This is a genomic window from Chitinophaga sp. (assembly GCF_017745275.1).
GTDB lineage: Bacteria > Bacteroidota > Bacteroidia > Chitinophagales > Chitinophagaceae > Chitinophaga.
The window spans coordinates 708,581-728,285 of the sequence record NZ_JAGHZS010000001.1 but is presented as its reverse complement, the minus strand read 5'-3'; the positions used below and the strand labels follow the sequence as shown (position 1 = coordinate 728,285).

Annotated in this window: 18 protein-coding genes; 10 read left to right on the top strand and 8 right to left on the bottom strand. The window is 45.8% G+C overall.

The window, feature by feature from the left end:
- The first annotated feature begins 6 nt into the window (after window positions 1-6).
- Window positions 7-402, top strand: a complete 396-nt coding sequence (locus J7623_RS02790) for a biopolymer transporter ExbD (RefSeq protein ID WP_291916927.1) — start codon at window positions 7-9, stop codon at window positions 400-402.
- A 105-nt stretch (window positions 403-507) separates the two neighbouring features.
- Here the strand turns inward: J7623_RS02790 and prmC are convergent, their stop codons facing one another.
- Complete coding sequence (prmC, locus tag J7623_RS02785) at window positions 508-1,371, bottom strand: peptide chain release factor N(5)-glutamine methyltransferase (RefSeq protein ID WP_291916925.1); 864 nt, start codon at window positions 1,369-1,371, stop codon at window positions 508-510.
- A gap of 31 nt (window positions 1,372-1,402) precedes the next feature.
- Here prmC and ribD point away from each other — a divergent pair, with 31 nt between their 5' ends.
- Window positions 1,403-2,521 carry a bifunctional diaminohydroxyphosphoribosylaminopyrimidine deaminase/5-amino-6-(5-phosphoribosylamino)uracil reductase RibD gene (gene ribD / locus J7623_RS02780; RefSeq protein ID WP_291916923.1) on the top strand — a complete coding sequence of 373 codons (1,119 nt, stop codon included), beginning with the start codon at window positions 1,403-1,405 and terminating at the stop codon, window positions 2,519-2,521.
- 30 nt (window positions 2,522-2,551) lie between these two features.
- Window positions 2,552-3,154 (top strand): YigZ family protein, encoded by a 603-nt coding sequence (locus J7623_RS02775; RefSeq protein ID WP_291916921.1) that lies wholly within the window; start codon window positions 2,552-2,554, stop codon window positions 3,152-3,154.
- A 105-nt stretch (window positions 3,155-3,259) separates the two neighbouring features.
- Here the strand turns inward: J7623_RS02775 and J7623_RS02770 are convergent, their stop codons facing one another.
- Together J7623_RS02770 and J7623_RS02765 are read right to left on the bottom strand one after the other, a co-directional pair.
- Window positions 3,260-4,147, bottom strand: coding sequence for a 3-hydroxybutyryl-CoA dehydrogenase (locus J7623_RS02770; RefSeq protein WP_291916919.1), 888 nt, complete (start codon window positions 4,145-4,147; stop codon window positions 3,260-3,262).
- Between the two features lie 67 nt (window positions 4,148-4,214).
- Complete coding sequence (locus tag J7623_RS02765) at window positions 4,215-4,880, bottom strand: carboxypeptidase-like regulatory domain-containing protein (protein ID WP_291916918.1); 666 nt, start codon at window positions 4,878-4,880, stop codon at window positions 4,215-4,217.
- Window positions 4,881-5,006: 126 nt separating this feature from the next.
- Between J7623_RS02765 and J7623_RS02760 the strand changes: the two genes are divergently transcribed.
- Entirely contained in the window at window positions 5,007-6,104 is a 1,098-nt protein-coding gene (locus J7623_RS02760; RefSeq protein WP_291916916.1) for an Mrp/NBP35 family ATP-binding protein, read from the top strand.
- A 217-nt stretch (window positions 6,105-6,321) separates the two neighbouring features.
- Window positions 6,322-7,143: an orotidine-5'-phosphate decarboxylase gene (pyrF, locus tag J7623_RS02755; RefSeq protein ID WP_291916915.1), complete on the top strand. Its 822-nt coding sequence runs from the start codon at window positions 6,322-6,324 to the stop codon at window positions 7,141-7,143.
- 129 nt (window positions 7,144-7,272) lie between these two features.
- Here pyrF and J7623_RS02750 read toward each other — a convergent pair whose 3' ends face one another.
- Window positions 7,273-7,557, bottom strand: a complete 285-nt coding sequence (locus tag J7623_RS02750) for a YciI family protein (protein ID WP_291916913.1) — start codon at window positions 7,555-7,557, stop codon at window positions 7,273-7,275.
- A 340-nt stretch (window positions 7,558-7,897) separates the two neighbouring features.
- On the opposite strand from J7623_RS02750, the gene J7623_RS02745 reads away from it, so the two are divergent.
- Both J7623_RS02745 and J7623_RS02740 read left to right on the top strand, forming a co-directional pair.
- The gene (locus tag J7623_RS02745) at window positions 7,898-9,076 is read left to right on the top strand and encodes an acyl-CoA dehydrogenase family protein (protein ID WP_291916911.1); all 1,179 of its coding nucleotides are present in this window, start codon (window positions 7,898-7,900) and stop codon (window positions 9,074-9,076) included.
- A gap of 93 nt (window positions 9,077-9,169) precedes the next feature.
- Window positions 9,170-10,201, top strand: a complete 1,032-nt coding sequence (locus J7623_RS02740) for an FAD:protein FMN transferase (protein WP_291916909.1) — start codon at window positions 9,170-9,172, stop codon at window positions 10,199-10,201.
- 76 nt (window positions 10,202-10,277) lie between these two features.
- On the opposite strand, the gene J7623_RS02735 is transcribed toward J7623_RS02740, so the two are convergent.
- The 4 genes from J7623_RS02735 to J7623_RS02720 all read right to left on the bottom strand — a co-directional run bounded on the left by J7623_RS02735 (window position 10,278) and on the right by J7623_RS02720 (window position 13,649).
- On the bottom strand, window positions 10,278-10,898 hold the full coding sequence (locus tag J7623_RS02735; protein ID WP_291916907.1) for an outer membrane beta-barrel protein: 621 nt from the start codon (window positions 10,896-10,898) through the stop codon (window positions 10,278-10,280).
- A 29-nt stretch (window positions 10,899-10,927) separates the two neighbouring features.
- The gene (locus J7623_RS02730) at window positions 10,928-11,563 is read right to left on the bottom strand and encodes a DUF4136 domain-containing protein (protein ID WP_291916905.1); all 636 of its coding nucleotides are present in this window, start codon (window positions 11,561-11,563) and stop codon (window positions 10,928-10,930) included.
- A gap of 204 nt (window positions 11,564-11,767) precedes the next feature.
- Window positions 11,768-12,385: an HAD family phosphatase gene (locus tag J7623_RS02725; protein WP_291916903.1), complete on the bottom strand. Its 618-nt coding sequence runs from the start codon at window positions 12,383-12,385 to the stop codon at window positions 11,768-11,770.
- A gap of 16 nt (window positions 12,386-12,401) precedes the next feature.
- Window positions 12,402-13,649, bottom strand: coding sequence for a DUF2130 domain-containing protein (locus tag J7623_RS02720; RefSeq protein ID WP_291916901.1), 1,248 nt, complete (start codon window positions 13,647-13,649; stop codon window positions 12,402-12,404).
- A gap of 486 nt (window positions 13,650-14,135) precedes the next feature.
- Between J7623_RS02720 and J7623_RS02715 the strand changes: the two genes are divergently transcribed.
- The 3 genes from J7623_RS02715 (at window position 14,136) to J7623_RS02705 (ending at window position 19,704) form a co-directional block, all read left to right on the top strand.
- Entirely contained in the window at window positions 14,136-14,741 is a 606-nt protein-coding gene (locus tag J7623_RS02715) for an RNA polymerase sigma-70 factor (RefSeq protein ID WP_366838151.1), read from the top strand.
- Window positions 14,742-14,948: 207 nt separating this feature from the next.
- Window positions 14,949-15,911 carry a FecR family protein gene (locus J7623_RS02710; protein WP_291916899.1) on the top strand — a complete coding sequence of 321 codons (963 nt, stop codon included), beginning with the start codon at window positions 14,949-14,951 and terminating at the stop codon, window positions 15,909-15,911.
- Window positions 15,912-16,113: 202 nt separating this feature from the next.
- A complete protein-coding gene (locus J7623_RS02705) occupies window positions 16,114-19,704 on the top strand; it encodes a SusC/RagA family TonB-linked outer membrane protein (protein WP_291916897.1) in 3,591 nt (1,196 codons plus the stop codon).
- Window position 19,705 lies beyond the last annotated feature (1 nt).

Here is a 19,705-nt window from a genome sequence, read left to right as displayed (position 1 = left end):
TCTATCATGAATTTACGCAGGCGAAATAAAAGGCAGGTGGAAATGCACAACTCGGCGCTGAATGACATCTTGTTCATTCTGCTGTTGTTTTTCCTGATTGTTTCCACACTGGCTAATCCGAATGTTATTAAACTGCTGTTGCCCAAAGCCAAGAGCAATACAAAAGCCAAGCAAACGGTGGTAGTGAGTATCAATGAAAAACGGGAGTTTTTTGTGGGTACCAACAAAGTGCCGTTTGATAACCTGAAACAGGCCCTGGCGCCTTCTATTGGCAATGAAAAGGTAGATCCTACCATTGTGATCAATGCAGAGAAATCTGTACCCGTAGAAGATGTGGTGAATGTAATGGAAGTAGCGAGGGAAATGGGAGCAAAGGTGGTGTTGGCCACAGCACATAAATAGTAGCAGAAAGCATAAAGCACAAAGCATAAAGCTATTGAGGCGATTGACCATTGCGGATATTAATTCGCTTTGATCAATCGCCTCAATAGCTTTATGCTTTGTGCTTTATGCTTTATATTTTATGCTTCCCCGCACCATCCTGTCTTTCCCAAACATATCCTGTTTCAACACCACATCTGCAAAGCCCAGTGACTCCATGAGTGCTACTACTTCTTTACCGAGTGCTTCGTTGATTTCAAAATAGAGGGAGCCTCCTGGAACGAGCTTATTTTTAGCCATGATGGAGATATGGCGGTAGAACAACAGGGCATCGTTATCAGGTACAAAGAGGGCAAGGGAGGGCTCAAAGCCCCACACCAGTTCCTGCATATTTTTTTGTTCGCTTTGTGTAATATAGGGGGGATTACTGACAATCATATCTGATTCCGGCAGGGAGGCTACCTGTGTGGGATTCAGCGCATCCAACTGCAGGAAGCTGATTTCCAGCCGTTGACGGGCAGCGTTGCTGCGGGCCACTTCCAGGGCGCCTTCACTTACATCTACGGCGGTTACTACAGCATCCGGCAATGATTTTTTCAGGGCCAGCGGGATACATCCGCTACCAGTGCCAATATCCAGCAGGTGCAGGCGATGCCGGTGGGCAGCATCCTGTACCATCCATTCTACCAGCTCTTCTGTTTCCGGGCGGGGAATCAGCACATTTTTATTCACCAGCAGTTCCATACCGTAAAACCAGCCCGTGCCTGTAATGTATTGCACCGGCTCGTGGCGCTGCAGTGCTTCTATAGCTTCTTTCAGACGTTGCTTCTGATCTGGCGACAGGATCTTTGTTTTGTGCACAATACGATCCAGTTTGCTCATACCGGTCAGGTATTCCATGATGATATGCGCTATGTTGGCGGCTTCCCGCTCATCATATAGTTCACTGATGGCACCTGTAATATAGGTAAAGGCCGTTTGTATAGTCAATATATAAAGTTTAAGGAATATAAGTGGGAAAATGCAAACCTGGGGAAGTGGCATTTTCCACTGGCTAAAAACGAATACATTTGCAAAAATATTACATCGGCCGGTATATATGAATAGCACGTTCAATGAATTTTTTATGCAACGCTGCCTGGAGCTCGCCCTGATGGGGGCAGGACAGGTAGCACCTAATCCAATGGTGGGTGCAGTATTGGTGCACCAGGGACGGATCATCGGAGAGGGTTATCATCAGCAGTATGGACAGGCTCACGCGGAGGTGAACTGTGTGAACAGCGTAGCACCGGAAGACCGCTCGCTGATCCCACTAGCCACTATGTATGTAAGCCTGGAGCCATGTGCGCATCACGGGAAAACCCCTCCATGTGCCGATTTGATCGTATCACAGGGTATTAGGGAAGTGGTGATTGGTTGCATAGATACCTTCTCTGCCGTGGCCGGGAAGGGCATTGAGAAGTTACAAAAGGCAGGCATTTATGTGCAAACAGGCATGCTGGAGGCCGAATGCCGCTATCTGAACCGCCGCTTTTTTACTTTTCATGAACAGCAACGACCGTATATTGTGTTGAAATGGGCACAGGGAAGTAATGGCATCATGGCTGCTGCGGATGGCGCTCCGGTAAAGATTTCCAATCCGTATAGCGACCGGCTGGTGCACAAATGGCGCAGTGAGGAAATGGGAATCCTGGTAGGCACCCGAACAGCGCTGCTGGATAACCCCCGCCTCAATAACCGCCTGTGGACAGGCAAAGATCCGGTACGACTGGTCATAGACCGGGAAAGTAAAGTGCCGCGTACCCATCACCTGTGGGACGGTAGCATTCCTACCATCTTCCTGACCACTGCTCCGGCAGAAACACACGGGCTCACCGAAACGATGCAGCTGGATTTTTCGGACATGTTGCCGGCACTGCTGAAACAACTGCATCAACGGCAAATACAGAGCATTTTAGTAGAAGGTGGTCCCCATTTATTACAGCAATTTATTGATGCCGGATTATGGGATGAAGCCCGCATTATAACGGGCACGGTTACACTGCCCAACGGACGGATGGCGCCCACGTTGACCAATGCTACCCGTGCGGACACGATGCTGGTAAATGGCGATAAGATTGATTTTTATAATCGGGCGTAGTTTTTTTGAGTACGCGTTTAAATGATATTGATGGAGGTTTATTTTACAATTGATAAAACAGCAGTAGCAGAATTTAAAGACAGGGGCAGCAAGTTTCTCGCATATGCCTTTCCTGTTAAAACTCCTGAGGAAGTAAAAGAAGCCCTCGGAGAAGTAAAGAAAGAACATCCCAAAGCCACGCATCATTGTTATGCATATCGCCTGGGTACGGCTGGCCTACAGTTCAGGGCCGCCGACGATGGTGAACCTTCCGGGTCTGCCGGCAAACCGATTCTCGGGCAAATAGACAGCAAGCAGATCACGGATGTGCTGATTGTAGTGGTCCGCTATTTTGGCGGTAGCCTGCTCGGTGTACCCGGTTTAATCAATGCCTACAAAATGAGCGCTGCCATGGTATTGCAGTTGATTCCGGTAATCCAGAAAAATATAGAAAGCAAATATCATCTCAGCTTTGACTATACCATCATGAATGATGTAATGATGGTAGTAAAACAAAATAACTGCACCGTTATTTCCCAGGAATTACAATTGTTTTGTGAGATGGAAATCGGCATACCCAAATCCGGCGAAGAACTGTGTCTCCTGCGGTTGGGGGATATTTACGGTCTCGTTATTAAGAAGGTGAAAGCATAAAGCACAAAGCATAAAGCTATTGAGGCGAATGATCATTGCGGATATTAATTCGCTTTGATCATTCGCCTCAATAGCTTTATGCTTTGTGCTTTATGCTTTCACCTCTTAAGAAAATCTTTCGCTGACTACCAGGTCTTTGCTACCGGCAGTATATTTATAAAATCCTTCTCCACTTTTCACGCCCAGGTAGCCGGCAGTTACCATATTTACCAACAGGGGGCAGGGGGCATACTTAGGGTTGCCAAATCCATCGTGCAATACCTGCAGGATAGAAAGACAAACATCCAGCCCGATGAAATCCGCCAACTGTAATGGTCCCATGGGATGCGCCATACCGAGTTTCATGACAGTATCAATTTCTGCTACACCGGCTACTCCTTCAAACAGGGAGCAGATAGCTTCATTGATCATTGGCATGAGGATGCGGTTAGCGATAAATCCCGGGTAGTCGTTTACAACGCAGGGTACTTTTTCCAGTTTTTCTGAGAGCGCCACAATGGTATCGGTGACAGCTTTATCAGTAGCATAGCCATTAATGATTTCCACCAGTTTCATAACTGGTACAGGATTCATGAAGTGCATGCCTATTACTTTTGCTGGTCGTTTGGTGGCAGCAGCAATTTTAGTAATGGAAATGGAAGAAGTATTGGTTGCGAGGATAGCGTCCGCCGGCGCGTGTTGATCGAGGTCCTGGAATATTTTCAGTTTCAGTGAAATATTTTCGGTGGCGGCTTCTACTACGAGGGAAACGTTTTTCACACCAGCGGCGAGATCCGTTTGCAGGGATATATTGCTGATGGTTTGTGTTTTTACGTCCTCTGTGATGGTGCCTTTGGCAACTTGTCTGTCGAGGTTTTTCGTAATGGTTTGCAGCGCCTTATCCAGTGCAGGAGCAGATACGTCTACTAAAGTAACGGCATAGCCGTGTTGAGCAAATACATGCGCAATACCATTTCCCATGGTACCGGCGCCGATGACCGCAATTTTTTGCATGGTGTAGTGATTTGTCTGAAATGAATCGGGCACTAATTTAAAGAATTACCCATTACAAACTAGTTATCTAGTTACCGTAACTTTCATCCTTACGTTTAAAGTCGCCACGCTTCCAGGCTTGTATGAATTGCGCCCATGCCAGCGGATTAAAGATATTCTGTGGTGGTGGCTGGCCTGCGTAGTAGAGATTTTGTGCCTGTTTATTGAAGTATTGATTTACGCCTTCCCGTCCATCAACAGGGGTGAAGCGGGCCATGGCACGGAGCCTGGCATTATTGGTGTTTTTACGGGCTACTTCGTAGGCATCGTCGGGTATGTCTGCATTAGCGAATGCCCTTTCAAATTCTTCTTTGGAAAGATAAGGTTTGATAATAGTTACCGGGAGATAGGTGGTATCTTCCACCATCAGTTGTATCAGGGAGAAGCTATTCCCCTTGATATCGGGTGGTATCCGGTAGTTTTTATGTTTGAAGCCCACTGCACTGAAGGAGAGGGTATCGCCTTTGAACGCAACGATAGAAAATATACCTGACCTGTTGGAGATAGTACCCCGTCCCTGACCTTTCACTAATATACTTACTGCAGGGATGGCCCGGAGGCTGTCTGCCGTCATGGTAATACCTGAAATCTGGATAACGCTGTCTTTGAATTCCGAAATCTGTGCTCTCAGTAGGAAGGGAGACAAAAGGAAAACAATGATGAGTGACAGTATGTAGGATCTTTTCTGATGCATGCCGGCCCTAAGATATAAAAATTTAATTACGTGTTTCCATGCAGTTGATCAGCTGCCCAGAGAAATTGTAAATTAAATCCCAATTGGGTTAACTTTGCTGTCTGGATTCAAAATTAACAACAATTTATGATCACGAAAGAGCAGGTTTTAAAGGCCCTGAGCAACGTAGAGGAACCAGATCTGGGGAAAGATCTCGTTACGCTGAACATGGTAAAAGATATAGAAATTGATGGCAATAAAGTAAAATTTACTGTCATATTAACCACGCCGGCATGTCCGTTAAAGGACCTGATCCGGAATGCCTGTGTAAACGCCATTCATATGATGGTGAGCAAAGAGGCGCAGGTAGAGGTAGTGATGACCGCCAACGTGAACACCAAAAGAGCCAATGGACAAGGTGTACTGTCTAATGTGAAAAATATTATCGTGGTGGCTTCCGGTAAAGGAGGCGTAGGTAAATCTACTGTGGCGGCTAACCTGGCGCTGGCACTGGGTAGAGATGGCGCTAAAGTAGGGTTGATGGATGCGGATATTTATGGTCCTTCTGTTCCTATCATGTTTGGTGTACGTGGCGAAAGACCAATGATGGTCGACGTAAACGGCAAAGGCATGATTCAGCCCATCGAAAAATTCGGCATCAAGGTAATGTCTATTGGGTTGCTGATCGATGAAAGACAGGCAGTTGTATGGCGTGGACCCATGGCCAGCAGTGCACTGAAACAGTTTATTACGGATGTATACTGGGATGAACTGGACTACCTGATCATTGACATGCCTCCAGGCACCGGTGATATCCACCTGACACTGGTACAAACCGTACCTGTTACTGGTGCGGTGATTGTTACCACTCCACAGGATGTGGCGCTGGCAGATGCTAAAAAAGGTATCTCCATGTTCCAGGGACAACAAATTAATGTGCCTATCATCGGTTTAGTGGAAAATATGGCCTATTTCACGCCAGCAGAGCTGCCCGAAAACAAATATTATATTTTCGGTAAAGAAGGTGGTAAACGCCTGGCGGAGGAGCTGGAAATACCATTCCTCGGTCAGATACCACTGGTACAAAGTATCCGCGAAGGTGGAGACGATGGCGTGCCTGCTATGGCCGGTGATGAAAAGCTGACCCGCAAAGCATTCCTGGATGTTGCCGGGGCCGCCGCCCGTTCTATTGCTATGCGTAATGCCAATATAGCACCAACTAAGATTGTAGATATTATTGTTTAACAGAAAGCATAAAGCGAAAAACAAAAAGCTATTATAGCGAATGATCAAAGCGGATATTTAATGTTTACGCTTTGATCATTCGCTATAATAGCTTTTTGCTTTTCGCTTTCATGAAAAAGATTATCTTTAATTACCGCCATAACAGGTAATCATAATATGTTTTAAGCAGCGCCAATACTTAAGTTTTACTTAACTTTGCGCCCCAAATTAACCGACTATGAATCGACAGGAATTGGTGAATCTGATTAAGGAAAAGCAGTCATACTTATGTGTAGGACTGGATACAGACATACAAAAGATTCCAAAACACCTGCTTTCACATGCAGATCCGGTGTTTGCCTTTAATAAGGCGATTATTGACGCTACCAAAGATCTTTGCGTAGCCTACAAAATTAATACGGCCTTTTACGAAAGTATGGGGATCCGTGGCTGGGAAAGTTTACAACGTACCATCGAGTATATCCCTTCCGGTATTTTCACTATTGCAGACGCAAAGCGCGGCGATATTGGCAATACTTCTACCCAGTACGCGAAAACTTTTTTCGACACTTATAAGTTCGACTCTGTTACAGTAGCGCCTTATATGGGAAAAGACAGTGTACTGCCGTTCTTACAGTTTCCTGAAAAATGGGCTATCATGCTTGGACTAACCTCCAATGAAGGCAGCCAGGATTTTCAGATGCAGCAGGTAGGCGATGAATTCCTGTTTGAAAAAGTATTGAAGGCTGGTATGGAATGGGGTACACCGGATAACCTGATGTTTGTGATAGGAGCTACGCAGTCTACACAACTGGGATATATTCGCAAACTGGTGCCGGATCACTTCTTCCTGGTACCCGGTGTAGGTGCACAGGGAGGTAGCCTGGAGGAAATTTCCACCCAGGCCATGAATAAGGATTGCGGGTTGCTGGTAAATGCAAGCCGCGCTATTATTTATGCCGGAAACGGAGAAGATTTTGCGACCGATGCCAGAAATGAAGCCCTGAAATATCAACAGGAAATGGCAGGGTACCTGAATAAGATTGCAGCGGCTGTTTAGCATAAAGCAGAAAGCAGAAAGCGTAAAGCAAAAAGCTATTATAGCGAATGATTAAAGCGTAACATTAAAAAATCCGCTTTAATCATTCGCTATAATAGCTTTTTGCTTTACGCTTTCTGCTTTATGCTATTACTTAAATACCGCATTTTTTACTGTCCACCACGGTTTAACCTCAAATACCAGCCTGCCGGCCTTTACCGCCGGATCTGCGTTTACCAGTGATACAACTTCGAGGCTGTCTTTACAATTCATAATAAAAATACCACGGAGGTCTTCATCATTGCCAAAAGGGCCCGCTACCAATAGTTTGCCGGCTTCGGCCATTTTGGTGATGTTGGAAAGATGGTCCTGTTGGATTTTTGCGGCTACCAGTGAATCCTGGTTGCGTTGTGGACCTTTTTTCAGAAAAACCATCCAGTATTTTTTAAATTCCGGAGTTGCGACAGATTTGACTTTTGGGGGTAGCACGTGGAGTGCAACGGATTGTAATGGTGTGGGGTGAAATGATAACATCACAATGACTAAAAATCCCAACAGCAAAAGCGCAGGTATAACTTTGCTTGCCATAGCTCTCTGATTTGATTGTAAGGTACTAACTTGCTGTGAAATAACCCGCGTTCAACGGCGAAGATTTTGCAGCAGCATGCATTATTTGTGCAGTCGTAGCGGGCCGGTCTGCGTTTTTCAAGCCTTCCCCCGTAATTCCTGCTTCGTAATTCCTAATTGCTTATATTCGGTAATAAACCTGTAGTTAATGCAACAAGATCTGTTTCAATCGCCCGATTACTTTAATGTAGACGCCCTGTTGAATGAAGAACACCTTTTGACCCGCGATGCGGTAAGGCAATGGGTGAAGAAGGAGATATCCCCTATCATTGAAGACTATTGTCAGCGGGCCACTTTCCCATCGCAAATTATCAGTGGATTAGGTGAACTGGGCTGTTTCGGTCCTACTATCCCGGTCACTTATGGCGGTGGAGGAATGGATTATATTTCATACGGACTGATGATGCAGGAGCTGGAACGTGGCGACAGCGGTATTCGTTCTACCGCTTCGGTACAGGGTTCACTGGTGATGTATCCTATCTTTATGTTCGGTAGCGAAGCCCAGAAACGGAAATATCTTCCCAAGCTGGCTACAGGAGAATTTATGGGCTGCTTTGGGCTTACTGAGCCGGATCATGGTTCTAATCCTGCCGGCATGATTACCAACTTCCGGGAAGACGGGGATCATGTGATCCTTAACGGCGCAAAGATGTGGATCTCTAATGCACCGTTTGCCGACATCGCGGTAGTATGGGCGAAAGATGAAGCGGGCGTGATCCGCGGTATCATTGTGGAACGAGGCATGCCTGGTTTTACCACTCCTGAAACAAAAGGAAAGTGGAGTTTACGTGCCAGCGCTACCGGTGAACTGGTGTTTGATAATGTACGTGTGCCGAAAGAAAATATATTGCCGGAGGCCAAAGGATTAAAAGGGCCTTTAACCTGTCTTTCTTCTGCGCGTTATGGCATTGCCTGGGGAGCCCTGGGTGCTGCCATGGATTGCTACGATACGGCACTTCGTTATGCGAAAGAACGTATCCAGTTTGGCCGCCCCATTGGTGGTTTTCAGCTTACACAGAAAAAGCTGGCAGAGATGATTACTGAAATTACAAAAGCGCAGTTGCTGAACTGGCGTTTAGGTGTGCTGAAAAATGAAGGTAAAGCTACTCCTGCACAGATATCTATGGCGAAGCGTAATTCCTGCGAAGTAGCGGCTAATATTGCCCGCAATGCCCGCACTATGTTAGGTGGTATGGGCATCACCGGCGAGTTTTCCGTTATGCGGCACATGATGAACCTGGAAAGTGTGATGACTTATGAGGGTACGCATGAAATACACCTGCTCATAACGGGCATGGATGTAACGGGATTAGACGCATTTAAATAAAGCATAAAGGATAAAGCCGAAAGCAAAAAGCTATTATAGCGGATAATAGGGCGGAAATTCTCGCTATTATTCACTATAATAGCTTTTGTTTTTATGAATAAACATAAGATGAATAAATTATTGTTAGCGGCTTTTCTGCTAGGAAGCATTGTAGCAAAAGCGCAGCAGGAGCCGGCCTTGAAGTTGGTGGCATGTGAAGGTAAAGCGCAGGGAACTTATTACATCGTAAAATATTTATCAGCAGATACCAGTACGCTGCAGCCGCAGATAGACTCTGTTTTTCGTGTTATTGACCAATCGCTTTCTTTGTATAGGCCCGGTTCTGTGATCAATCGTTTCAATGAAACAGGTGCAGTGCAGATGGATGAACACATGCAGGCGGTGATAAAAAAAGCATTGTTTACCAATAAGGCTACCAACGGATTATTTGATATTACGGTGAAGCCGCTGGTATATCTCTGGGGATTCGGCGTCAGCAAGCCTTCTTTCAAAGGAGTGCCTCCTGCGGATAGTATTAAAGCAGCCATGGCGTATATAGGTTCCCGTTATCTCCGGGTGAAAGGAGACCGGTTATATGCCACCAAAAAAGGAGTGGAAATAGATTGTAATGGTATTGCACAAGGATACACGGTAGATGTATTGGGCCAATTCCTGGCGTCCAGGGGGATAGAGAATTACTTGGTAGATGTGGGTGGGGAGTTATGTGCAAAAGGGCACAATCATCAGCATAAGGTATGGAGTATTGGAATAGAGCGGCCGTCGCCGGGAGATACCACATATGAGCCCGTGCAGGGCCTGGTACGGTTACCTGGTAAAGGTATTGCCACCAGTGGAAATTATCGCCGTTTTTTTGACCAGGGACGTACACGTTTTGCGCATACAATTCATCCGTTAACAGGCATTGCGTTGCATAACAATATCATCAGTGTTACGGTGATTGCAAAAGATTGTTTTACGGCAGATGCTTTTGATAATCCGCTTATTTTAATGGGGGTGGAGAAGGGGCTGGCTTTTATCGCTCAACACCCGGAATATGCACTGGAGGCGATTTATATTTATAAGGATAAAGACGGTACTATTAAAGAGGCTTTCAGCCAGGGATTTAAGCAATATATGGAGTTCTAAAAAAAATCCCATCCGCCATAAGCCGGATGGGATGTGCATTCACGCTTTCTTTCTTAGAATATGGACAAAAGAGGTATTAGTTCAGATGGAACTTAACCCCGATATTTCCCTGTACTGTATTGAAATTGGTAATATCCGCATATTTATATGGCGCATAGTTGTAGCGCACATTTGCATTGAACATTACGGGGGAGGCCTTGCCGAAAGGCACATTGACGCCTATTTCGGGGCTTACGAGGAACTGCCAGGTGTTATTCTTCTCCACAAACTCACCCCAGTATTTTTCATAATTCATATTCGCTGTACCTACACCCAAAGTAGCATATGGAATCACTGCTGATTCGGGTTTGGTAAATGCGTAGCTCACGGTGGCCTGAATAGGAATTACCTGCAGGGTACGTGACTGTACCGCGGATACATCGCCGGTTTTATCGGGATATACGGCGCGTGGCAGTCGTTGATAAAAGTCCTGGAACCCGGAACGGAGACCAACAGACAACTGGCCATTCAGCGAATATTGTAGTCCGGCACTCCATCCACGGAAGCTGGTTTTATCGGTATAATCTTTCAAAGAGCCCAGTGGCTGCGTAATAGAATAGTTGATATCCACTGACAACGGTGGACGAACCTGTGCAGATACTGTCTGCGCTGCAAAACATCCTGCAAAAATCAATATCCAGTTTATAATCTTTTTCATCTTCCTGTCATTTAAAAAGTTCAAATCAATTATTTAGTCAGGTAAGCGGATTGGGCAAAAGATGCCTGTACCATGGAGTCAATGTTATCAATGTTCCATACGCCTGAGCCACGCCACAGTGAATTCCATACTGCTGTGAACTTACCGTTTTTCGGATTTTTGAGGTCGAAGAGGTCAATAGCCACCTGTTTTTCGTTTACCCGGTATACGGTATAGTATGGAGGCCAGTACCAGCCGCCGCCTGGAAATCCCCAGTAACCAGGATCCCAGTAGCCACCGCCACCCCACCATCCTGGATTCCAGGAGATGCTGGAGTACGAGTTGTCGATACGGGTAAGATTCACTGCCAGATCAGGTTTGGAAGCCCTTGGTACTAACTGGTAGCCACGTTGTTTCATGGCAGCAGTAACAGATGCAATCAATTTCTTATCGTAGTCTGTTAATGCTTTCTTAGCGGTATCACTGTTTAATGTTAATACAGCCACAGAATCCACTATGCTAAAAGTTGAATAAGAGGTGAAATTTGCGGTACTGTCGTGATTGGTAATGTAGATCCTGGACTCTTCATTGGTCATATCTTTCAAAGGATCTTTCCGACAGCTGCTGAATGAAACCATCGCTACCACGGCGGCAGCGGCACTGAATAAAAACAATGTTTTTTTCATGTCCTAGCGTATTAATTTAAAAAATAATTTCTCACAGGTTAACGATAATGAAATCCAACAGGTTGGTATTCCTCACAATCATGTTTCCGTGTTCCTCTCTAGAACGTTTTAGATAGTTGATTGTTACAGAAAGTTTATCAGTGCAGTGTTAAGGAAATCCTAAAGTGATGTAAGGGTTAACAATTCAATTAATAATAAAATGGATTAAATATTAATAGATCTATTTTCTAATTCAATTTTTAACTGGTGTGGATCTTCAAACAGGATACTATCGATGCCAAATGCGCGTGCTGCCAATACATTCCGCTTGTTATCATCAATGAATAAAGCGTTGGCTGCTGTTACATGATATCGGTCTAATAATAACTGAAAGAAGGCCGGAGCCGGCTTCCGCATTTTCTCGCTACCAGATACTACTACACCGTCAAACCAATGCAGTGAAGGGTATAAGTTCAATGCAATGGGATAGGTTTCATCGGACCAGTTGGTGAGTGCATATAGCTTATATTTTCCGCTAGCTTTTAGTTGCTGCAATATATTTTTGGTGCCTTCAATTTCTCCGTTGAGCATCTCTGTCCATCTGCCGTAGTAGGCGCGGATATTACTTTCGTGTTGTGGAAACTGTGCTACCAGTAACTCGGTGCCGGCCGCGAGGGTTCTGCCTTCATCCTGTGTTTCATTCCATTCAGAAGTACAGATATCGCGCAGAAATATTTCCATTTCTTCTTCTGAAGAAAAAATTTTACGATAAAGGTGTCGCGGATTCCAGTCGATCAGTACAGCACCTAGGTCAAAGATGATGGTGTTAATAATTGCTGACATAGTATTGAAATAAAAGTTAGTCTAACAGGTCATCTGCTGCATCTTCGAGCAGTTGCAGGTCTACAGAGTCGCTGCCGGCAATGCCTTCAATAGATCCGCGTATATGCGCTGCGTTGAGCAACACTTTTTCCAATTGTTTTTCGCGTGATTTCCACAATTTTTCCATGGCATCACGTTCACGTTGGATAGATAGTTTCATGGACATAAATCCTTCACGGATGGCTTTCCATTGCTCTGCAAACTCGCCGCCAGTCAGGTATTCATAAAGCATGTGCATTTTGTCGCCTTTGTTTTCCTGGGAGCGTAGCTTGCCGGAGATTTTAACGATACCATCGCGGAGTACATAAGCGAGGGCTTTTACTTCAGCGAATGTACAGATCCAGATGCCGTCTTTTTCACCAAAACGTTCCATGTCTTTAGGCATGGTTTGGGTAACGAGTATGGCTATATCAACGCCCTGGCTGCGCATATCGGCTTTCAGCTTTTCTACCCAATCTTTGATAAACTCTTTGGTACGTTTGCTTTCATAGATGATGCGGCCGCATTCCTGTCCGTATTGGTTGCGGACCAGTTGTATACAATCCGCGCCACGTACGCCTTTTCCTACCGGTGTTACTTCATCGAAGGGGAAGTTGGCGCGCAGCATTTCTTCCAGCACCAGTTCCTGAACTTCTCCCTGCAGCTGCGTAGAGCCTTGTTCCACCCGGCGTTTCATTTCTTCTGCAAGGCGGCGCTGGTCTTCCAGTTGTTTCTCCAGCTCTTTCAGGCGCAACTGGTGTTCTGTATCTCTGAGGCTGTTGCGTTCTGCTTCTTCCTTACGTATTTTATCAGCCAGCTCTGAGCGGGCTTCCAGTAATTTCTTTTGGAGACTAATTTCCAGTTCCTGCTCGCGGTTATTCAGTTCCTGTTCTTTCCGCAGAAATTCCAGCTCCTGTTTACGGGCTTCTTTGAGTTTCTCTTCCTGTTCCTGGTTAGCTTCGCGCAATACGGCTATCTGGTTATCCATATCAGCTGTAATGGATTTACGGAGCTCCTGCTCCAGGGAGTCCTGGAGACGTTTTTTTTCCGCGAGCACGCGTTTATTAACTTCTTCTTCCTGTTGTTGCTTTAGTGTTTCGATCTGGCGCCGTTCCTGGGCCATTTTATTTTTTTCTGAGAGAAGGGTATCTTTTTCATCCTGGAGCGACTTAAGGCGCCGGCGCCATTCATCTTCCATTTTTCCTCTCATTTCCTTCTCGATGTCCGCAGCGAATGCATCCTCCATGACAAACTGATGTTTGCAGCTGGGGCAGGTGATTGATGTTCCCATAGTATTCTCTAAAAAATATTTCGTAAAGATAGGGGATTGGCGGCCGGAATAAAAAAAGGAAGGAGTTTCAGGTTCCTTCCTCCTCAATCAACATTAGTAGAACAAACAACAGGCAGGGCTTCCGAGGGTAGTAATGTAATCATGTAAGGGTATATCTAAGTTCCGGGAAGATTGTTAGGCAGGTGTTAAGGGCCGATTAGGAAATTGTTAAGGATGGAGAGTTTGTTAGAACAAAAGTTATCGTACGGAAAAAATCTCCCGGAAAAATAATAACCCGCACATGACTGGATTGTCTAAATTCTTTTTATCATGTCAATGAATCGGTTATCTATAAAAAATCTATTTATTTCTTGGTTTTGATATAAAATAGAAGCTAATAATTATGAAAAGTGATATTTTTTTTGTTTGTTTATGGTTGTAGCATATGGATAGACGAAAATATTGAACATTAAGAAAAAATATAATGTTTATGATGAGGCAGGCATCATTACCTTGTTAAAAGAGGGGGATATGAGTGTGTATGAAGCTATTTACCAGGAGTATTGGCCCCGCTTATATGGCTATGTGTACAACCGCTTAAAGAGTAAGGAAATTGCGGAAGAAATCATTCAGGAAGTATTTTTTTCGCTTTGGGTAAAGCACAAAGAATTGCAACTGACCCATTCACTCTCCGCCTATTTATTTACCGCTGTAAAATATCAGCTGCTGAATTATATTAAGTCGGATCGCATTCGTAAAACCTATGCCCACCAATTTGCGCAGTATCCCGAAAAAATGTCCGACAACTCCAATGAAGAAAACATGGCTGCTACAGACCTGAAAAACAGGATGGAGAAAGAAGTATCCCGCCTGCCGGAGAAATGTCAGCAGGTATTCAGAATGAGCCGTCATGAACATCTATCTGTTAGCGATATCGCCAGCACGCTGAACATCTCCCATAAAACAGTGGAAAATCATCTGACCAAAGCACTCCGGCAATTGAGAACAATGCTGGGACATCATCTGTGTATTGTGCTGCTGGTGCTGGAAACAAGCCCCTGGCAGTAGTTGCAGGCAGGTTGTGTTCCCTGCATCCTCATCTCCCGTAATGCCTGTCCCTGGCCGGATCTGCCTCATTTATATTCCCCCGCATTCCTATCTCCCATAACTTTTAAATTTTTTTTTAAAAGACATAGGTGTTACAACTTTCTCAGTGTACTTAACTATAGGGGATGTGATTAACTACCCGGTGAAATTTAAGCAGCACAAAAAAGAATGAACAACCAGGACTTTAAAAATTTAATCGGGAAATACCTGGATGGTACGCTGGATCCGGCGGAAGCGGAGAAATTGGAACAGTGGCTGGACGCTGTCGGAGATGAACATGCGTTTGATACATTAACGGAGGAAGAAAAACAAGATGCCCGCACCGGTGGATATGAAAAGTTAATGGCACGCATTCAACAAACGAAACAACGCAGCCTGGCACGACCGCTGTTCCGTTACTGGAAGGTAGCCGCCGGTGTTGCTATACTGATCACTTCCGGTACCCTGTTCCGCACCAGTATACTCAACCTGGTAGCACCACATCGCCTGGTGGCCGCAAAAAGTATTGTTGGTCATACCAAAAAGTATATCCTGTCCGATGGCTCTATCGTATGGTTGAAAGGGGAAAGCCGTTTAGTCTATCCTGTTAGCTTCGGCACAGGTAAAAGAGAAGTAATACTGGAAGGAGAAGCGCTGTTTGAAATCGCCCAGGACCCGACGCATCCTTTCCTGGTAAAGTGTGGATCCCTTACGACTACTGTGTTGGGAACCAGCTTTAATATCCGTGAGAAAGGAAAGGAAACAGAAGTAACGGTACTAACAGGAAAGATTGCACTCAGTGCACCAGCTTCACCGGGAATGGTGTTGTACCCGGAGCAACAGGCCATCTATTCTGCGCCGGCAGCCGCTATCACAAAACAGGAAACCGGTATGCCACCGATCAAGGAAATCATGGACGGTACAGAATATAATATGGCATTCAATGATGCCGCTATGCCATACGTTTTACAACGGATAGAAAAGAAATTTGAAGTAAATATTCAACTGCAGGATGCAGTTATCAACACCAATCTAATCACTGCTGATTTTACCGACCAGTCTTTACAACACACAATGAATATGATCTGCCAGGCGCTCTACCTGGATGTCGAGATCAGGGGAAAAACTATTTTACTCAAACAAAAAAAGTAAAAAATGAACTTGTTATCAACCACTATCGAATCGGGACAAACACAGAAAAACAACCCAATGGCTAACATCTCTGCCAACTAAAGCTGGAGGGGGGACAGTCCCCCCCAGCTTATGTGAATAGCCCATTTTATCACCGCGTGATAGCGCGGTAAGGGAATTCCTTTGTCAAATTCTTTCCGAAATCTAACAAAGTACAAGGTCTATGCTCATAAATTTAAAAACAAATGCCTTCCTGTACAAATGCAAGCAAGTAACAGCTATCTATGTCATAACAGGTGTGTTGCTCTTTAGCACCGCTACTCCCACATCCGGGTATGCACAGGGTATCCTCGACCGGAAAATATCGCTGCAGGCAGATGATATGAGTTTGAAAGGCGTATTGAACGAGATCCATAGTAAAGCAGACGTGAAGTTTGTGTATAGTTCCAGCCATATTTCGCTCGACAGAAAAGTAAGCGCCAGTGCCAACCAGGAAGCCCTGGGTAAAGTGCTGGACCGCCTGCTGGGCCGCATGGAAATTGGTTTCGTGGTGAATGATGGCTACATCGTGCTCACCGACAATGAAAAACGTTCCCTCCCCGCGGAGATGACAACCCTCCCGCTGGCAGACATCGTAGTAAAAGGAAAAATACTGAGCGAAACAGGTGAACCCTTTCCCGGCGCAACTATCATGGAAAAAGGAACCGCTAACGGCGTTACCTCCGCCGGCGATGGCACCTTCTCCTTAAAAGTAAAAGAAGGCGCCGTATTGGTGATCACCGCTGTGGGATACAGCATCACAGAAGTAAAAGCGTCAGATGTCAGTATTATCCGCTTAAAAGCCGCAGTAAAGCAATTGCAGGACTTTGTAGTCACTGCCGCTGGTATCGCCCGGCAAAAGAACAGCCTGGGCTATTCCGTAAGTACTATCACTTCCGATAAGCTGGCCCAGAAATCGGAACCAGACCCGGTAAGAGCGCTCACGGGTAAAGTAGCTGGTGTAAACGTACAATCGGCCGGTGGTGTGGCCGGTGGCGGTACCAATATCACTATTCGTGGCAACTCTTCCCTGAATGGCAACAACCAACCTTTATTTGTAGTGGATGGCGTGCCTTTTGATAACTCCAGCTTCGCCAATGTGGGGGCTACCACCGTAGGCGGCGCCGGTGTTACCAACCGCGCTTTCGACCTTGATCCTAACAATATCCAATCCATGACGGTGCTGAAAGGAGCTGCGGCAGCCGCCCTGTACGGCTCCCGCGCAGCTAATGGCGCCATTATCATTACTACCAAAGCCGGAAAAAAGAAAAGTCGGAAAGGTACCGAGATCACTTATAACACCGGCTACTCTGTTGAACAGGTATCCGGATTGCCGGACTATCAAACCAAATACGGTCAGGGTACCAACAACGACTACCGTCAAGGGGTATACGCTTCCTGGGGACAACCGTTCGAAGGCGTACCCAGCTTGCTGCCTACACGCAAAACCATCCCTCACCAGCTCACACGCCAGTTTAGCGCTGCGGTATTCCCGCAATTCTATGAAGCCGATGGCGTCACTCCCATACAGGTGCCTTATAAGTCATATGCAAAAGAGAATGCGAAGAATTTTTTCCGGCAGGGAAGTGTATATGAAAACGCTATCACCATTTCTTCCGGCAGTGAAAAAGGAAACTTTAACGCCGGTTTTTCCAATACCAATAACCAGGGCGTAGTACCCGGCAATGAAATCAAACGTACCTCCGTTAACATCGGCGGTAACATCCGGCTGGAGAATAAATTCTATGCCAGCGGTGCAATCAACTACGCGACTACCCGGCAGAAAACACCACCGGTGGGTGGACTTACCGGTTCTATCATGTCTACGCTGATGTATGTACCTACCAGCTACGACCTCACCAATTATCCTTTCGAAAACCCCATTGATGGTAGTAACGTATACGACTACACGGGGGTGGATAATCCTTACTGGTCCGTGAAACACAGTCCCTCTACCAGCGATGTAGACCGCTACTATGGTAACCTGGTACTGGGTTTTGATCCGCTGCCATGGCTAAATATACAGAATACCGTGGGCTTCAATGCCTACACCGACCGGAGAATGAGTGTACGCGGCAAAGGCAGTTCCTCCTATCCGAATGGAAGCATTACTTCGGATAATATCTACCGCCAGGAACTGGATAATACTTTGCTCGTTACCGCCACCAAACCACTTACGCCCGATATATCACTGCGCGCCATCCTGGGAAATAACGTCAACCAGCGGCTCACAGACCGGAAAGCTTTTTATGGAGATAACATTATTGTAGCTGATCTGATAGACATGAACAACACGAGTTCTGTTACACCGATACAGCTGATCAATAACCGGAATATCCTGAAACAGCGCTACTATGCCTTCTTTACAGATATCACCCTCGACTATAAAAACTATGCGTCGCTCAACTTTGTAGGACGAAACGATATCTCTTCCACCCTGCCTTCCAATAACAGCAGTTATTTCTACGGCGGTGTAAATGGATCACTGGTATTTACAGAAGCATTGCATCTGCCCAAAAATGTACTGAACTTTGGTAAGGTAAGGGCCGGCTATACGAAAGTAGGAAACGAAGCATCGCCATACCAGACGCAGAACTTTTACCAGGTCAATCCTATCCTGGGCGCCAGTACCACGCCCGCCAATGTGGGACTGCCTTTTACGCCATCAGGAGGAGCTGTATACAACGTGGTAACACAGGCCAACCTGCTCACCAATGCTAACCTGAAACCGGAGTTTATCACAGAACTGGAAATAGGAACAGAGTTACAATTCTTCCATAATCGTATAGGCGTTGACTTTACCTGGTACAATAAGAAAAGTACCTCGCAGATTTTTGAAGTAACCGCGGCGCCTTCTTCCGGGTATACCACACAGATCTTAAACCTGGGAGAGGCCACCAACAAGGGTGTGGAGATCGGAGTAACAGGTGTACCCTTCCAGAGCAACAACGGTTTCAACTGGGAAATATCAGCCAACTTTACCCGCAACCGTAACATCATCCAGGACCTCGGAGGATATGAACGCTTCAGCTATGGTGGTACTAACGGTACCAGCAGCGTGCATGTGGTAGGACAGCCCTACGGCTTGATCCAGGGCACCGCCTATGCACGGGACGATGAAGGCAACGTGCTCATAGATCCTAACACCGGCAAACCGCTGATATCGGGTTCGTTAAAAGCAATCGGTAATCCCAACCCGGATTTTATGGTAGGCATTACAAATACCTTCCGTTACCGCAGCTTTTCCGTCAATGTATTGTTCGATTGGAAACAGGGTGGACAGCTGTATTCGCGTACCGTAGCAGAGATGCTTTCCCGCGGTGTTACCCGCGATATGGAGAATCGGGAGTTTATGATTGTATCTCCCGGTATATTAGGCGATATCAATACACAAAAACCACTGCTGGATGAAAGGGGAAATAAGATCCCTAACAATGTGGCATTGTCTTTTGAAGATCATTTCTTCAGCGGTAGTATGGGCCCGGGCAATGGTGGTATCAATGAAGGATCGGTATTCGATGCAACAGTATTCCGTTTACGCGAAATAGCATTTGGCTATGAATTGCCCAAAAGCCTTTTGGGTAAAACGCCCTTTGGTGCTGCCTTCATTTCTGTAACGGGTCGTAACCTCTGGTACAGCGCTCCCAACTTTCCAAAATATACCAATTTCGATCCGGAGGTCAGCTCCCTGGGCGTAGGCAACTCGCAAGGATATGATAACCTGGCAGTGCCTACTACCCGGCGCTTTGGTGTGAACCTGAAATGTTCTTTCTGAT

Bases quoted from the DNA above. Each gene is read 5' to 3' on its own strand.
- J7623_RS02775 (WP_291916921.1), top strand. From the start codon at position 2,552: ATGGAGGTTTATTTTACAATTGATAAAACAGCAGTAGCAGAATTTAAA.
- J7623_RS02710 (WP_291916899.1), top strand. From the start codon at position 14,949: ATGAACAACCAGGACTTTAAAAATTTAATCGGGAAATACCTGGATGGT.
- J7623_RS02720 (WP_291916901.1), bottom strand. From the start codon at position 13,649: ATGGAGGATGCATTCGCTGCGGACATCGAGAAGGAAATGAGAGGAAAA.
- J7623_RS02745 (WP_291916911.1), top strand. From the start codon at position 7,898: ATGCAACAAGATCTGTTTCAATCGCCCGATTACTTTAATGTAGACGCC.
- ribD (WP_291916923.1), top strand. From the start codon at position 1,403: ATGCAAACCTGGGGAAGTGGCATTTTCCACTGGCTAAAAACGAATACA.
- J7623_RS02790 (WP_291916927.1), top strand. From the start codon at position 7: ATGAATTTACGCAGGCGAAATAAAAGGCAGGTGGAAATGCACAACTCG.
- J7623_RS02770 (WP_291916919.1), bottom strand. From the start codon at position 4,147: ATGCAAAAAATTGCGGTCATCGGCGCCGGTACCATGGGAAATGGTATT.
- J7623_RS02730 (WP_291916905.1), bottom strand. From the start codon at position 11,563: ATGAAAAAAACATTGTTTTTATTCAGTGCCGCTGCCGCCGTGGTAGCG.
- J7623_RS02705 (WP_291916897.1), top strand. From the start codon at position 16,114: ATGCTCATAAATTTAAAAACAAATGCCTTCCTGTACAAATGCAAGCAA.
- J7623_RS02760 (WP_291916916.1), top strand. From the start codon at position 5,007: ATGATCACGAAAGAGCAGGTTTTAAAGGCCCTGAGCAACGTAGAGGAA.
- pyrF (WP_291916915.1), top strand. From the start codon at position 6,322: ATGAATCGACAGGAATTGGTGAATCTGATTAAGGAAAAGCAGTCATAC.
- J7623_RS02750 (WP_291916913.1), bottom strand. From the start codon at position 7,557: ATGGTTTTTCTGAAAAAAGGTCCACAACGCAACCAGGATTCACTGGTA.
- J7623_RS02740 (WP_291916909.1), top strand. From the start codon at position 9,170: ATGAATAAACATAAGATGAATAAATTATTGTTAGCGGCTTTTCTGCTA.
- J7623_RS02765 (WP_291916918.1), bottom strand. From the start codon at position 4,880: ATGCATCAGAAAAGATCCTACATACTGTCACTCATCATTGTTTTCCTT.
- J7623_RS02725 (WP_291916903.1), bottom strand. From the start codon at position 12,385: ATGTCAGCAATTATTAACACCATCATCTTTGACCTAGGTGCTGTACTG.
- J7623_RS02735 (WP_291916907.1), bottom strand. From the start codon at position 10,898: ATGAAAAAGATTATAAACTGGATATTGATTTTTGCAGGATGTTTTGCA.